Source organism: Aestuariivirga sp., assembly GCF_044238155.1.
Lineage (GTDB): Bacteria > Pseudomonadota > Alphaproteobacteria > Rhizobiales > Aestuariivirgaceae > Aestuariivirga.
Window position 1 is genome coordinate 16,488 of sequence record NZ_JBIIDX010000013.1, and the last position, 14,934, is coordinate 31,421.

Here is a 14,934-nt window from a genome sequence, read left to right on the forward strand (position 1 = left end):
CAATGACCGCATTTGACCTCGCCGTCATTGGCACTGGGCCCGGCGGCTATGTCTGCGCAATCCGCGCAGCTCAACTCGGCATGAAGGTGGCAGTGATAGAGAAGCGGTCAAGCCATGGCGGTACGTGTCTCAACATCGGCTGCATTCCCTCCAAGGCGCTGTTGCACGCCTCGGAACTCTATGCCGAGTCGAAACATTCATTTGCGAGAATGGGCATAAGGGCAGAAACCTCGGTTGATTTCCCTCGCATGATGGCTTTCAAGCAGGAAGCGATCGATGGCAACACCAGGGGAATCGATTTTCTGTTCAAGAAGAACAAGATAACAGTGTTTCACGGAGAGGGCGCGATAGCAGCAGCAGGCATGGTCAAGGTGGGCGGCGAGGTCATCGCGGCAAAGCACATCGTCATCGCCACCGGCTCCGATTCGGCAAGGCTCAAGGGTATCGAGGTTGATGAAGAAAGAATTGTTTCGTCAACAGGTGCGCTATCGCTTGCAGTAGTTCCTGCCCGCCTCATCGTCATTGGTGCGGGCGTCATCGGTCTCGAACTGGGGTCGGTCTATGCTCGGCTCGGCTCCAAGGTCACAGTCGTTGAATATCTGGATCGCATCCTGCCGGGGATGGATCTTGAGGTCGCAAAGGCCTTCCAGCGCATCCTGCAGAAACAGGGCTTTGCCTTCAAACTGTCGTCAAAGGTGACATCGGCCCGCAATGATGGCGGCAAGGTGACGCTAAGTGTCGAAGGTGCGGCTGGCGGAGCGGCGGAGCAGATGGAGGCAGATGTTGTTCTGGTTGCTATCGGTCGTGTGCCCTTCACAAAAGGACTTGGTCTTGATGCAGCTGGCGTCAAGCTGGACGAGCGAGGCCGCATCGTGGTCGATCCCCGTTTTGCGACAACTGCGCCTGGAATCTATGCCATCGGCGATGTGGTGCGCGGCCCCATGCTGGCGCACAAGGCGGAGGATGAAGGCATCGCAGTGGCTGAAATCCTTGCAGGCCAGGCAGGCCATGTGAACTATGATGTCATTCCAGGCGTTGTTTACACCGCGCCCGAGGTGGCGGCTGTCGGCAAGACCGAGGAGGAACTCAAATCCTCTGGTATCGACTACAAGGCGGGAAAGTTTCTCTTCCTCGCCAATGGAAGGGCCAAGGCCAATCAGACAACCGATGGCTTCGTCAAGATTCTTGCCGATGCCAAGACAGATCGCGTGCTCGGCGTCCACATCGTCGGGCCAATGGCGGGCGAGCTTATTCACGAGGCCGCCGTGCTTATGGAGTTTGGTGGATCAGCCGAAGATCTGGCGCGCACCTGTCATGCCCATCCCACGCTGTCAGAGGCAATAAAGGAAGCCGCGCAGGCGGTGTCCGGCCGCGCCATTCATTCCTGATCAGAGCCCTGTGGTCGGCCGGGGATTGCTGCCATCAAAAAAACGCGAGTAGCGGAAGGGCGCCGGATCGACGCATGTCGGCTCACCTGTGACGATCTCCGCCATCAGCCTGCCAGCCCCGGGCCCAAGCCCAAAACCATGGCCAGAGAAGCCAGTGCACAGATGGAAGCCCGGCAGCTGTTCCACCCTTGAGATGACGGGTACGGCATCGGGCATGGCATCAATGCATCCCGCCCAGCGCTCGGCAATCTGCATGGGCTCGAACACCGGATAGCAGGCCTTGAGATGGCGAGCAGCGGCATCAAGAATGTCATTCACTGGCTCGGGATCAAGAATGCGCACCATCTCGAAGGGTGATGTCTCATCCAACTTCCAGTGCCTCTTGAGCCGAGCCTCGTCAATGAAGCGCCGCCCGAGCCTAAGTCGCAGCCCTTTCCGGTCAAGTCGCAAGGCTGGCAGAAAGGCAGCGAACAGCCTGAAGGAATCGGGCACAATGTCGGCAACCGAGAAATGTTGGTGTGTAATGGTATAGCCACCATCCATCCGTTTGCGGAAGGTGAACTGACCGCCCGAACAGGTGTAAGTAAGGCCCGTATCGAGCGGCGCCGTGCGCATGACTGAGTTGACGACACTGAGCTGCGGCAGCTCGATGCTCATGTTACGGCAGAAGCGGCGCGACCAGGCACCTCCAGCGAGCACAACAGTGTCACAGGCGATGGCTCCCCGCTCTGTCACAACTCCGGAAATTCGTCCGGCTTTGGTCTCGATCCCGCGTACAGCGCAGTTGGTAAGCACCGCTCCACCTTTGCGGCGCAGCGCTTCAGCCATCAAGGGAACGGCTACAAAAGGCTCCGCGCGCGCATCGTCCGGGGTAAACAGCGCCCCCTTCCATGGCCTGGTACAGCCAGGCAGCAGCCGGTTTGCTTCATCAGCTCCAATCATGCGCGTTGACAGGCCCGCAGGCCTCGCATGCGTCTCGTACCATCCAGCTTTGGCAGCAAGTTGTTCTTCGTTCTCGCAGAGATAGAGAATGCCGCAGCGCGTGAAGCCAGTCTCGCCTTCAATGCGGGAATTCATCTGGTCCCAAAGGGACAAAGATATCCGGATGAGCGGGATTTCGCGCGGGTCACGGCCCATCTGCCGGCACCAACCCCAATTGCGGCTCGATTGCTCGGCCGCTATCTCGCCTTTCTCGAGCAAGACAACGTCCAGTCCGCGCTCGGCGAGTTCAAGTGCGGTCGTTACACCGGCCACGCCACCACCGATCACGCAGACAGAGGCTCGCTTGGGCAGAACTGTATCGGCAATGATTGTTTTGATCTTGGGCATGCCGATCTTTCTAGCTTGCCGGACCTGCCAATTCCATCCGCAATATGTGCATGGTCACATCAGCGCGCAGGATGGGCCTTGCGATATTGTGCCAGCAATTGGCTGCGGTTCACATCGGTATAGACTTGGGTGGTCGAGAGGCTGGCATGGCCAAGCAGTTCCTGAATAACCCGCAGGTCGGCGCCATTGGCCAGCAGGTGGGTGGCAAAGGAATGGCGCAAGGCATGCGGCGTGGCTGTCTCTGGAAGGCCGAGCGCCCCGCGCAGCCTGGCGATCAAGGCCTGCGTGATACGAGCATTGAGCGGGCCGCCCCTTACGCCACGGAACATCGGCTCATGTGCGGCAAGCGCGAATGGACACAGCGCCAGATACTGCCCGATCGCCGCACGCGCCACCGGCAGAAGCGGAACAAGCCGTACCTTGTTACCCTTGCCCGTCACCCTGAGAACCTCCGTGTCAGCCTGCTGCGGCGTCAGCAACAAAGCTTCCGAAATACGCAGACCGCAGGCATAAAGGAGCGTCAGAACTGCCTGATCGCGAGCCAGTATCCAGGGCCGGATGTCGTCTCCAGCCAGCCCATCCGCCGCAATGAGGGCCGCCGCCTTTTCAGGCGTCAGCGGCTTGGGTACGCGATGGGCTAGCTTCGGCGAGCGGACGGCAGACAGCGCAGGATTGCGAAACAGGCCGGTACGCTCAGCATGGCGATAGAAGGAGCGCAGGCTGGACAACTGCCGGGCCAACGTCCGGCTGCCTGCCCCACCACCACGCCGGCGGGCGAGGAAAGCCCGGAAATCGGCCGCCGTGAGCCCCGCAAGCGCTGCATTGTCCGGCGTCTCGCCCAGATGCTCTGCCATGAAGTGTGCAAACTGGGCAAAGTCTCTCGCATAGGCTTCGAGCGTCTTGGGCTGCATGCGGCGCTCGGCCCTGAGCCTTGTCAGCCAATGCTGGACTGCGGCAAGAGCATCGGCAGAGAGGCTGGTGGCATAGTCCGGCATTCCACTGAGCCTAACGGCTATTTGTTACTGGTCTGGAAATCTGGCGAAGGCCCGCCGATCAGCGGCACCTGCGCGCTTGCCTGCAGAGGCAAATGACCCGAAAGGCGAGGGTCGTGGTGGACCTCCACCATAATCTGATAAGGCAGAAAACCAGACCTTTGGTAGAACGCCAGGGCACCCGGATGATCAAAGCTGCAGGTGTGAACCCATAACCGGGTAATTGGCTGCGACCAGGCACGCGATAGCGCCTCGTTCATCAGGATTCGGCCAAGGCCGGTGCCAACAACCTCAGGCACCAGCCCGAAGAAAGACAACTCGCACTCGCCCTCCTGCCGAAAATCAAGCTCGAGAAGGCCAATATCAGCGCCATCCCTCATCAGGACGAGGCTTTCGACACGCGAATCGCCGATGACCGCGGCAAGCGCATCATCGGTGAGCACGAGGCGCGAGAACCACATGATATCCTGCCCCACCAACCGGAACAGGTTGCGAAACCGGGCTGTATCCCCTGCTGTCATGCGCTGCAAGGACAGGCCGCTGATAACGGGCGCCGGCCGCAGCAAAGGCCTTTCCCTGATCTCAAGGCATGTCACCACATTGGCAAGACAGCCCCGAGGCAGCGAGTGATAACCAACGGCAAGCGGCGCGTCTGGCATCAGCGCATGGTGGGAATTGAAAACTGTGCACCTTCCTTGATGCCCGATGGCCAGCGCGCCGTGACTGTCTTGGTCTTGGTATAAAATCGGATCGAGTCAGGCCCATGCTGGTTAAGGTCCCCGAACGCCGACCGCTTCCAGCCGCCGAAGGTGTGATAGGCGAGCGGCACCGGGATCGGCACATTGATGCCCACCATGCCGATCTGGCACCGCGAAGCAAAATCCCGCGCCGTATCGCCGTCACGTGTGAAGATCGCAGTCCCGTTGCCATATTCGTGGTCATTGACGAGGGCGAGGCCCTCATCATAGGTCTTGGCGCGCACCACTGAGAGCACCGGGCCGAAGATCTCTTCCTTGTAGATCCGCATGTCCTTGGTCACGTGATCGAACAAGGATCCGCCCATGAAATAGCCATTCTCATAGCCCTGCATCTTGAAGCCCCGGCCGTCGACCTTGAGGGTCGCGCCCTCGTTGATGCCCGCATCGATAAGGCCTCTGATCCGGTCCAGTGCCTGCTTGGTGACAAGCGGACCGTAATCCGCCTCCCGGTCGGTCGACAGGCCAACTTTGAGCTTCTCAACGCGTGGAATGAGCTTTTCAACAAGCAGATTGGCAGTTGCTTCACCAACCGGCACGGCGACCGAGATCGCCATGCAACGCTCGCCAGCCGAGCCATAGCCTGCGCCAATCAATGCATCGACGGCCTTGTCCATATCGGCATCCGGCATGATGAGCATGTGGTTCTTGGCGCCACCAAAGCACTGCGCGCGCTTGCCATTGCCAGTTGCGCGCGAGTATACATATTGCGCGATGGGTGTCGAACCCACAAAGCCCACGGCAGCAATGTCCGGATCATCGAGAATTCCATCCACAGCCGCCTTGTCGCCATTGACGACATTGAAGATGCCTGGCGGCAATCCAGCTTCGAGGAATAGTTCGGCAAGCCGCATCGGACAGGATGGATCGCGTTCCGAGGGCTTCAGGATGAAGGCATTACCGCAGGCAATCGCGGGGGCCGCCTTCCACAGCGGGATCATGGCTGGGAAGTTGAAGGGCGTAATGCCAGCGGCAATGCCCAGCGGTTGACGCATTGAATACATGTCAATGCCGGGGCCTGCGCCATCAGTATATTCGCCCTTCAGCAGGTGCGGGATGCCACAGGCAAACTCCACCACCTCAACGCCTCTTTGAAGATCACCCAGCGCATCGGGAATGGTCTTTCCATGTTCCATGGAGATCAGGGTGGCCAGCTCCTCGGCATGATCGCGGGCGAGTTCAAGGAAACGCATCATGACGCGGGCCCGAACCTGCGGATTCTTGGCGGCCCAGCCGGGCTGCGCCGCCTTGGCATTGGCGACGGCGGCCGAGAGTTCGTCCGGCGAGGCCAACGCCACCCGTGCCGATACCTCCCCTGTATTGGGGTTGTAGACGTCCGCAAAACGCCCTGAGGTGCCTGGCACATGCTTGCCGCCAATAAAATGACCGATGTTCTTGACCATGGACGGACCCTTGTCTGACTGATGAACCGGAAGCCAGACTACTAGAAGCCGTCTTTCCCCGCGGCAAGTGCTAAACTGCGATTTTTGCGGCTCAGCCGGGCATGCGCCCCGGCTATGATGCGAGGTGAATTCGGGGCAGGGAACCGGTCGGTGTCCATCTTACCGCACAAGCTGGGATTTGCCTTGGATCCGAAACACCATAACGCTTCATGGCGAGCAGGAATACCAGCGCAGCGTCAATGGCAGCAGCCGCATGGTCAGACGGATCGAGGTCTTCGCCCAGCAGCCCCATCAGGTGAAGTCCTGCCGACTGATTTATCGCCTGGGCCTCCTGGGCGGAAAGCCCGCCCGCCGCCGCCCAGCTCCGGTCGAGATCCCGATCGTTGAGCTCAGCGACAAGTCCCGTGCCAAGCGCCACTGCGAGCTGGCCTGCAGAGGCCCTGTAGCCACCCGACACCAGCGTGAAACAGGCTCGGCCGGAAGAAGGACCCCCCATACGCATCACTACACCTCACTCACCACCCACACCTCTCGCCAGTCAGGACGAGACAAGAATTGATTAGCCATATGGATCCTTGCCTGAAGCTGGAGAGGACGCGCGCTGAGCATATGCCGTTGCCCGCCAGTCAGCATGGTATGCTGCCAGTCCCGGAATTGCTGCAGGTACGACATCACTCATGTCGAGTGCGATGGAGGGAAGCTTGCCATCAGCGATAAGCGCAATCGCTGCCGCACCCGCCGTCGTGCCGTCACGCAAGGCCGACGCCTTTACCTTCTGCGCGGGTCGAAGGCCAGCCAGCACAGCCAGCAACACGGCATTTTGTGAATATGGGCCATCGACGATGATATCATCTTTTGATGCGATGGCATCCAGCTGTTCGCTTACCATCTGCGCGCAGTAGAGTGCAGCGAGAGATGCCTTCTCTGTATCATTGACGGGCACGTGTCCGGTGACGAACCCCTTGCCGAGCGAGCCTGGGACAGGGCCGCTGGTCATGGTAAATGACGGGACGGCCTTCGTACCGCGCGCCACCAAACGGGCAACCTCCGCGAGGTTTGCCGCCTCCGCCACCGCGCCACCTGCCACAACCTCGAATTCCTTGCCACCAAAAAAACGGCTGCAGCACACTGTCCGTCCCAGTACATCCGTATTTGTGTTGGTGTCACGCGCCGGATCGAGAACATCAACGGCTGTCGAGGGGTCAAAGCTGATGCTCCACGTGCCGGTCGAGACGAGCGTAAACCGATCCAGCCCAGCGCAGACGTAACGCATGAAATTTGCAGTCGAATCATGGACGCCGCCAAGTACCAGGCCTTTGCCCCGAAAACCGGCGGGCCGGAATTGCGGCAGCAGGGTGCCGATCGCCTGCCAGGCCTTAGCCATGGGTGGAAACAATCTGTCCCAGCCGAGATGGCGTGCCATGGCTGAGGGTTGCTGCAGGCGTGTGTCCATCAAATGTGTCTGACACGACATTGAGGAAATTTCCGAAACAGCCAAGCCTGAGAGCCGGAACCCCACATACTGGATCCACGGCAGGATGGTGCGAACGCTTGCAAAAGCTTCGGGCCACTGGCGCTGCTGCCAGTAGAGTTGCAGGCCATGAGTTATGGCCATTGGCAGGAGCGGGCAAAGCGCCTCGGCAAACCCCGGCATGATTTTGCGATAATCTTCAACGATGTCAGATGGCGGTTCTGACGCATAATCCATAACCGGCAACGCCAGATTGCCCCCGTCGTCCAAGCACGCCATCGCTGCGCCGTGGGCGCAGGGGACGACCGCGTCGACCGGCAGGATCGCATCCAATTCCGGCAAGGCGTTTCGGCATAGCTCCACCATGGGTTCTGGGTCGATGTGCGGATAGGGCGGCCCTGGCAGGTGGCGGCTCAGCACCTTGTGCTCGGCCCGCATCTGTCCATCCGCGGCAAACAGCGCGATCTTGGTGTTGGTATAGCCTACATCGACGACCGCGATGCCGCGTGGAGCGCTAGCCTGCATGCTCTCATCCATCCTCGAGAGCCAGTCTCCCGCATCCAGCATGGTGGCGTCAATCACCCTGCGCTCTTGTCGATGATATACGAGGCAGTCTATAGGCGCTGCACGAGTCCCCCACATTCAACAAGCGGATCCCGTCATCATGCCGAAGCTCAAATACCTCGACCTGCGCGAAGCGGTCATCGACACCTGCCTCAGGATGAATGCAGAGGGCATCAACCAGGGCACATCGGGCAACGTCAGCGTGCGCACCCCTGAAGGTTTCCTGATGACGGCGTCAGGCATCCCCTATGACAAGATGAGGCCCGAACACATTGTCGAGATGGATCTGGATGGCGGCTATGTCGGCGACTATCTGCCCTCGACAGAATGGCGTATGCACCTTGATATCTTCCGTGAGCGGCCAGAGGCTGGCGCGGTCGTGCACACCCATTCGATCTATGCCACCGCCCTATCCTGTCTGCGCAAGGATATCCCACCCTTTCACTATATGATCGGCATTGCCGGGGGTACCACGCTACGCTGCGCAAGTTATGCCGAATACGGCACGGCGGCATTGTCCAAAGCCATGCTGAAAGCAATGAGGGACCGCTCTGCGTGCCTGCTCGCAAACCACGGCCAGATTGCTTTCGGCCCAGACCTGGACAAGGCATTGTGGCGGGCGGGCGAGGTTGAAACACTGTGCCATCAGTATTGGGCTGCACTCCAGGCGGGTAAGCCCGTGCTGTTGAGCACGCTGCAGATGACAAGCGTGCTCGCCCGGTTTAAGACATATGGCAAGCAACCAGGCGAGTTGAAAAAGGGTGACGCGCTTTCGGTCGTAGGCCCGGTCAGGCGCGATGTGCCGGGTGGCAAGCGTGGCGGCAGGAAAGGCAGATAGCAAACGTGATTGCAGGGGTCTCTCCGCTCGTTGCAGAACTGAAGGCCAGGGCTGAAACAGGCCAACCGGTTACCATTGGCCTCGCAGGCTGTGGGCAGATGGGCACCGATATTGTGGTCCAACTCGCCCGCATGCCAGGTCTCAGGCTGGGAGCAGTGGCCGAGATGCGCCCGCCACAGGCCAAGGCTGCAGCGGCATTGGCGGGCTTTGACTCAGACCAGACCATCTATGCCGAGACAGCAACTGCGATTGATGCGGCAATTGAGGCCGGGCGAATCGCCATCACCTCCGATCCCGAGATACTGGCAAGGGCTGGCCGCCTTGACGTGGTGATTGACGCCACCGGTAACCCAAACACTGGCACCCAGTTTGCGCTCACTGCCATCGCGCATGGCAAGCACGTAGTCATGCTCAATGTCGAGGCTGACATCACCATTGGCCGCCATCTGCATGAGGCCGCCCGCCGCGCTGGAGTCGTCTATACCGGCGCAGCAGGCGATGAACCTGCTGCGGCCCTCGAACTGATTGGTTTTGCACAATCCATAGGTCTTCAAGTTGTCTGTGCAGGCAAGGGCAAGAACAACCCCCTCAAGTTCGATGCCGTGCCGGCGGATTATGAGCACGAGGCTGCCCAGCGCAACATGAATGCCCGCATGCTGGTTGAATTTGTCGACGGCTCCAAGACAATGGTCGAGATGGTGGCGATCGCCAACTGCACAGGTCTCGTACCTGACGTTCCAGGCATGCACGGCCCCGCCGCCACCCGCGATGAGCTGGCCTCGGTACTGATCCCGCGCGGAGATGGCGGCGTTCTCTCGAAGGCGGGATGTGTCGACTATTCAATCGGCAAAGGCGTTGCACCCGGCGTGTTCTGCATCGTCACGACCGATCACCCGCGCCTGCAGGAACGCATGATTGATCTAAAGGTAGGCAAGGGGCCCTATTTCACCCTGCTCCGCCCCTATCACCTGACCAGCATGGAAGTACCGCTCTCGGCGGCGCGCGCCGTGCTGCATCGCCAGGCCGATATGGTACCCCTTCCTGGGCCCGTGGCTGAAGCTGTTACCCTTGCCAAGCGCAACCTCGCTCCGGGAGAGATTCTCGGCCGCATCGGCGAGACGGACTATCGCGCTTGGGCTATGACACATGCCGAGGCGCGCAGCGCCAACGCGGTTCCCCTCGGCCTCGCCCAAGGGGCCCGGGTCGTCAAACCAGTCAGGGCAGGCGAACGGCTGACCTATGACAATTGTGTGCCTGACGACAGCTTGATCGTGACCCAGATCCGCCGCCGGCTGGATCAGGAGGATGCACGTTTCCATGCACTGTGACTGTGGACTCTTGTTGCGGTGCACACTTTATTTGCACTGCAAACAGACAAAGGGTGACAGGCCTTTAAGTTGACTCAGCCTCTACAAAGCCCCTAGAGTTGAATGAGAACTTTTGTGTTCTCAGAATAACAAATGCAATGTCCGGTAAGTCGGGCATCCAGGAGAGCATCAAGATGGCTGCAGCGACCGCCAGCCTGACACATGGCAAGTACGATGGTCCGGGAGCACGCCGTACGTGGCTTCCCGGTTGGCTCACATCTGAATCGCCTTTCCCCTGGCTGTTTCCCGCCGCTGCCCTGATGGCCGTGTTTGGAATCTACCCCCTCCTCTACGCAATTGGCCTTTCATTCTACAAGAAGAACGCTGCCACCCGGAAAATGGTCTTCGATATTGACCATAACTGGACGAAGATAATGTCCGACGAGCGAGTGTGGAACGCGCTTTTTAATACCTTCGTCTACACCGGCGTGGCCTTGGTCTTTCAACTCGTGCTTGGCATGCTTATTGCGCTGCTGCTTGATTCAGACCGCCGTGGCTACGGCGTGTTGCGTGCCCTGATGACACTGCCGCTCGTCATTCCGCCCGCCGTGACGGCCATGATGTTCCTCCTGATGCTCAATGGCTCGTTTGGCGTGCTCAGCCGCGGCCTCATCGCAATGGGACTTCTGCCGACTGGTTTCTCAATACTCGGTGACGCCTCGACCGCCATGGCTGGAGTATTGCTGGCCGAGATCTGGCAGTGGACGCCTTTCATGGTGTTGATCATGCTGGCGGGGCTGCGGTCGCTGCCAAAGGAACCGTTTGAAGCCGCCGCCATCGATGGCGCCAATGCCGTACAGACGTTCTTCAAACTCACACTGCCGATGATGTCCAAGGTGATTGCGATTGCCGTCCTGATTCGCGGCATCGATCTCTTCCGCGCCTTCGATTACGTGAAAGTCATGACGGATTCTGGGCCTGGAACGGCAACTGAGACGCTCACGTCCTACGCGGGTCGAATCTATTTTGGAAATGCCGACTTTCCCTATGCATCAACCGTCGCACTGCTCACGCTCATCATCGTGATTGCCCTGTCCTCCGCATTCATGAAGATCTTCAAGGTCAAGCTATGATGGAAGGCTCCCGCCCCCTTCGCATTTTGCGCGATGTCGCTGCCGTCACCGTAACGGGCCTGTTTATGTTCCCCATCTTCTGGTGGGCACTGACATCGATAAAGCCGATTTCGGCGATATTTGATAAGGACCGCGTCAACTTCTTCGACTTTACGCCTACCTTCATCAACTATGGCGTTACGCTGTTTGGCCAATCTCGCTCGCAAATCGCAATCGACGAGGGCCTCGGAATGGGCGTTGCCGGCGCCGACGCCTATGACTCGCGACAGTCCATTCTGGAATCCATTATCGTGTCGCTTGGCGCGACGGCGGTCACCATGGGTGTTGCCGTTTTCGCCGCCTACGCCATTTCGCGCATGACCTTTCGCGGCCGTGGCAGCTACCTCAATTGGGTATTGGGCCAACGCTTCATGCCGCCAATTGCCATCCTCATTCCGTTGGTCACTATCTACAAGGTGGCAGGCCTGCGCGACACGGACAATCTTTACATGGGCTATATCGGGCTCATGATGATCTATGCGCTGATGAACCTGCCGATCGCGGTTCTGTTGATGAAGTCCTTCCTTGATGACGTTCCCAAAGACGTCGACGAAGCCGCAATGATTGATGGCGCCACCCGCTGGCAGACGTTTCGCAAAGTCGTCTTGCCAATGGTCAAGGGCGGCGTCGCTGCCTCGGCAGTTCTGGTGTTCATCTTTTCGTGGACAGAGTTTCTGCTGTCACTTTTTCTCACAACTGATATCCGCACGGTTCCGGTCAAGATTCAGACCTTCGTGACATCGACGGGCAATGAGTGGGGTTTCATCGCGGCTCTGGGTACAGCTGCCGTGATCCCCAGCTTCATCTTCATTCTGCTCGTTCAAAAGCATCTGGTGCGCGGCCTCACTCTTGGCTCCCTGAAAGAGTGATGACGTGCGCGAGAACCTGAGCTCAAACCCATGGGAGGAACTTGATGAGCTTTAAAGAGTACGACAAGAAAACCTATATCGCCGATCTGGCGAAGGACTTCGGTGCACGCCGCATCAGCAAGCGCGAATTCTTGCGCAAAGCTGGCTTGGCTGGCATCGGCTTCTCGGCGTTCAACACGATGCTGCTTGGCGGCACCCGTCCGTTCCGCGGCACGGGCCTGGTAGGCGATGCCGCCTACGCGCAGGACGCCGAGATGAATAAGTGGCTGAAGGATGTCTCTACACCCTTCAAGGGCGCCAAGATCCGCTACACGTCGGAAGCAACACCGCCGACCGTAGTGCTCGACAAGCTGAAGGGCGAATTCACTGAACTCACCGGCATCGAAGTCGAGATCGAAATCGTGCCGCTCGAGCAGGTGCTCGCCAAGGCTACACAGGACGTTCAGGGCGAGCTTGGCACCTATGACCTGTACTACCTCGACCAGTCGTGGGTTGCGACCTTCTCGCAGGACACGATTGACCCCGTTCAATACTACAAGGACAAGCCGGACCTGGCCATGCCAGGCTTCGACTTTGATGACTTCTCGAAGCCGCTGGTTGACGGCCTTGCCCTCTATGAAGGCAAGTGGGCCGGCATTCCCTTCGACATCCCGATCTTCTGCACGATGTACCGCGCCGACATTCTGGAGAAGCACAAAATCGCTCCGCCAAACACGGTCGACGAGTTCACAGCCGCCGTGAAGGCGATTACCGAAGCCGAAAAAGGCAACGGTATGTATGGCACCGGCTTGCAGGCGAAATCTGGTCACTACTCGCTCAACTGCGACTGGACGCAGATGGTGTGGAACGAGGGTGGCTCGATCTTCACCGCCGACAAGAAGTTCTCCGGTAATGACGAAGCCGCTGTGCGTGGCCTCCAGCTTTATCAGGAGTGGCTCAAGAACGCGCCACCCGAGTCGACCAACTCGACCTGGGATGGCCAGTGGCAGATGGGTGCTTCCGGCCAGGTGGCTCTCATCAACTCGTGGGACGAGTTCTTCCCTGGTTGGGACGCCGACGATTCCAAGGTCAAAGGCCTCTGGCAAATCAAGCGTCCGATCCAGGGCAAGAACGGCCTGCGGCCTGTCGACAAGGCTGGCTTCGGCGAAGTTCCGAACTGGGGCCACCAGGGCGGTTCGATCCTCGGCCTGTCGAAGTATTCCAAGAACATCGACGCCGCCTGGCTGTTCATGCAGTGGGCCTGCTCGAAGGACATCATGGTGCGTTGCACCCTCGGCGGTGGTTTCGCCCCGATGCGGACCTCGTCCTTCGCCGATCCGCGCGTCAAGGCCAAGGAAGTTGTCGGTCCCGGCACGACGCGCCACCTGCCCGTCGTTCTGGAAACCATCAACAACGACATCGCCTCCGAACCCGACATGCCGCTGTGGGCTGGCTTCTCGAACAACGAGATTCCCGTCAACCTTGGCAAGCTGCTCACGGGCCAGGACTTCGGCGGAGACGCCAAGAAGTGCATGGATACGATCGCTGCAGCGATTGATGCCTCCGTGGCCGAATCGGGCCTCTAAGCGACAACAACGGACGGAGGCGGCTTCAATGCCGCCTTCGTTTCTTGTCTCAGGTTCAACAGCAAAAGCACATGCGCCGCGATCTGGTCATAGGGATAGACTCCTCAACCACGTCTACAAAGGCAATTGCCTTTGACCGACGCGGCAAGAGCGTGGCAGAGGGTCGTGCTCCTGTCCCCCTGTCGACGCCCCATCCCGGCTGGTTTGAACAGGATGTCGCTGACTGGACCGGTGCTGCGACCAAGGCCCTGAAACAGCTTACTCGAAAGATTGACAGCCATCGCATCGCAGGCCTGGCCATCTCGAACCAACGCGAGAGCTTTGCGCAGTTCGATTCAAAGGGTAAGGCTCTGCGCCCGGGCACCCTCTGGCTCGATGAGCGCTCCCAGAAGGAAATGAAAGACATTTCCTCCGAGCTTGGTGCGGAAACGATCCATCGTATCTCGGGCAAACCCGTAGATGTAACGCCATGCCTTTATCGCTGCCGCTGGCTGGCCGACCACATGCCCAGGCTCTGGGCCCGGACCGAAAAGACCGCGGAAGTCCACGGCATTCTCGCCCATTTCCTTACTGGCAAGTGGGCCACCTCTATCGCATCCGCCGATCCTATGGGCCTGCTGGACGTGCCTTCCTACGACTGGTCGGAAACGCTTTTGAAGGCCGCCCGCCTCAAGCGGGAACAGCTTCCCCTGCTTCACCGGTCCGGCACGGTCATGGGCGAAGTTTCCGAACGCGCCGCAAAGCTTACAGGCCTGCAGCCCGGAACACCGGTGATTGCTGGTGGTGGCGATGGCCAGTGCGCAGGCACCGGCGCCAACATCTTCACGCCCGGGCGGGCCTATGTGAACCTCGGAACAGCGGCGGTGTCCGGCAGCTATGGAAAGACCTATGTTGCCGATCGCGCCTTCCGTACCATGATGGCGGTGGCTGAGACAGGCTTCTCTTTCGAGACGGCAATCCGCACCGGCACGTTCCTAGTCAACTGGATGGTCGAACGGCTGTTCAACGTCAATCCTGCAAAGAATACCTTGATCTTCAAGGCGCTCGAAGAAGAGGCCGCTGCCTCGCCGATCGGTGCACATGGTCTCGTCCTGGTCCCCTACTGGTCTGGCTGCATGACGCCTTACTGGGATTCGGCCGCGCGCGGCGTGATCGCTGGGCTTTCGGGCAATCACAGTCGTGGTGACATTTATCGTGCCCTGCTCGAGGGCGTTGCTCTCGAACAGGCCATGATGACCAACAAGGTGGCCGCAGCGACTTCACCGATCACACATTTCGCCG

13 protein-coding genes are annotated in these 14,934 nt (G+C 59.4%); 7 read left to right on the forward strand and 6 right to left on the reverse strand.

Features of this window, described 5'->3' with window-relative positions; translation table 11 throughout:
- The first annotated feature begins 2 nt into the window (after positions 1–2).
- On the forward strand, positions 3–1,388 hold the full coding sequence (gene lpdA, locus ACILRN_RS02610; RefSeq protein ID WP_395685260.1) for a dihydrolipoyl dehydrogenase: 1,386 nt from the start codon (positions 3–5) through the stop codon (positions 1,386–1,388).
- Here the strand turns inward: lpdA and ACILRN_RS02615 are convergent, their stop codons facing one another.
- From ACILRN_RS02615 to ACILRN_RS02640, 6 genes are all read right to left on the reverse strand, one after another.
- The gene (locus tag ACILRN_RS02615) at positions 1,389–2,717 is read right to left on the reverse strand and encodes an NAD(P)/FAD-dependent oxidoreductase (protein WP_395685262.1); all 1,329 of its coding nucleotides are present in this window, start codon (positions 2,715–2,717) and stop codon (positions 1,389–1,391) included. It abuts the gene before it with no gap.
- A 59-nt stretch (positions 2,718–2,776) separates the two neighbouring features.
- A complete protein-coding gene (locus ACILRN_RS02620; protein ID WP_395685263.1) occupies positions 2,777–3,712 on the reverse strand; it encodes a tyrosine recombinase XerC in 936 nt (311 codons plus the stop codon).
- Between the two features lie 17 nt (positions 3,713–3,729).
- Positions 3,730–4,368: a GNAT family N-acetyltransferase gene (locus ACILRN_RS02625; protein ID WP_395685265.1), complete on the reverse strand. Its 639-nt coding sequence runs from the start codon at positions 4,366–4,368 to the stop codon at positions 3,730–3,732.
- Positions 4,368–5,867 (reverse strand): CoA-acylating methylmalonate-semialdehyde dehydrogenase, encoded by a 1,500-nt coding sequence (locus tag ACILRN_RS02630; protein ID WP_395685267.1) that lies wholly within the window; start codon positions 5,865–5,867, stop codon positions 4,368–4,370. Before ACILRN_RS02630 ends, ACILRN_RS02625 begins: the two co-directional genes overlap by 1 nt.
- Positions 5,868–5,979: 112 nt before the next feature.
- Positions 5,980–6,369, reverse strand: coding sequence for a hypothetical protein (locus tag ACILRN_RS02635; protein WP_395685269.1), 390 nt, complete (start codon positions 6,367–6,369; stop codon positions 5,980–5,982).
- 57 nt (positions 6,370–6,426) lie between these two features.
- Positions 6,427–7,920, reverse strand: coding sequence for an FGGY-family carbohydrate kinase (locus tag ACILRN_RS02640; protein WP_395685271.1), 1,494 nt, complete (start codon positions 7,918–7,920; stop codon positions 6,427–6,429).
- An 82-nt stretch (positions 7,921–8,002) separates the two neighbouring features.
- Between ACILRN_RS02640 and ACILRN_RS02645 the strand changes: the two genes are divergently transcribed.
- The 6 genes from ACILRN_RS02645 to ACILRN_RS02670 form a co-directional block, all read left to right on the forward strand.
- The gene (locus ACILRN_RS02645; RefSeq protein ID WP_395685273.1) at positions 8,003–8,740 is read left to right on the forward strand and encodes a class II aldolase/adducin family protein; all 738 of its coding nucleotides are present in this window, start codon (positions 8,003–8,005) and stop codon (positions 8,738–8,740) included.
- A gap of 5 nt (positions 8,741–8,745) precedes the next feature.
- Positions 8,746–10,068, forward strand: a complete 1,323-nt coding sequence (locus tag ACILRN_RS02650) for an NAD(P)H-dependent oxidoreductase (protein ID WP_395685275.1) — start codon at positions 8,746–8,748, stop codon at positions 10,066–10,068.
- A gap of 173 nt (positions 10,069–10,241) precedes the next feature.
- Entirely contained in the window at positions 10,242–11,180 is a 939-nt protein-coding gene (locus ACILRN_RS02655; protein WP_395685277.1) for a carbohydrate ABC transporter permease, read from the forward strand.
- A complete protein-coding gene (locus tag ACILRN_RS02660) occupies positions 11,177–12,088 on the forward strand; it encodes a carbohydrate ABC transporter permease (RefSeq protein WP_395685279.1) in 912 nt (303 codons plus the stop codon). Before ACILRN_RS02655 ends, ACILRN_RS02660 begins: the two co-directional genes overlap by 4 nt.
- A gap of 44 nt (positions 12,089–12,132) precedes the next feature.
- Positions 12,133–13,653, forward strand: coding sequence for an ABC transporter substrate-binding protein (locus ACILRN_RS02665; protein ID WP_395685281.1), 1,521 nt, complete (start codon positions 12,133–12,135; stop codon positions 13,651–13,653).
- A 71-nt stretch (positions 13,654–13,724) separates the two neighbouring features.
- Positions 13,725–14,934 (forward strand): FGGY-family carbohydrate kinase (locus ACILRN_RS02670; protein WP_395685283.1); only part of this gene is annotated, 1,210 nt, incomplete at its 3' end.

Coding starts and splice junctions, on each gene's coding strand:
- ACILRN_RS02635 (WP_395685269.1), bottom strand. CDS start 6,369: ATGCGTATGGGGGGTCCTTCTTCCGGCCGAGCCTGTTTCACGCTGGTG.
- ACILRN_RS02665 (WP_395685281.1), top strand. CDS start 12,133: ATGAGCTTTAAAGAGTACGACAAGAAAACCTATATCGCCGATCTGGCG.
- ACILRN_RS02620 (WP_395685263.1), bottom strand. CDS start 3,712: ATGCCGGACTATGCCACCAGCCTCTCTGCCGATGCTCTTGCCGCAGTC.
- ACILRN_RS02630 (WP_395685267.1), bottom strand. CDS start 5,867: ATGGTCAAGAACATCGGTCATTTTATTGGCGGCAAGCATGTGCCAGGC.
- ACILRN_RS02615 (WP_395685262.1), bottom strand. CDS start 2,717: ATGCCCAAGATCAAAACAATCATTGCCGATACAGTTCTGCCCAAGCGA.
- ACILRN_RS02660 (WP_395685279.1), top strand. CDS start 11,177: ATGATGGAAGGCTCCCGCCCCCTTCGCATTTTGCGCGATGTCGCTGCC.
- ACILRN_RS02655 (WP_395685277.1), top strand. CDS start 10,242: ATGGCTGCAGCGACCGCCAGCCTGACACATGGCAAGTACGATGGTCCG.
- lpdA (WP_395685260.1), top strand. CDS start 3: ATGACCGCATTTGACCTCGCCGTCATTGGCACTGGGCCCGGCGGCTAT.
- ACILRN_RS02625 (WP_395685265.1), bottom strand. CDS start 4,368: ATGCCAGACGCGCCGCTTGCCGTTGGTTATCACTCGCTGCCTCGGGGC.
- ACILRN_RS02645 (WP_395685273.1), top strand. CDS start 8,003: ATGCCGAAGCTCAAATACCTCGACCTGCGCGAAGCGGTCATCGACACC.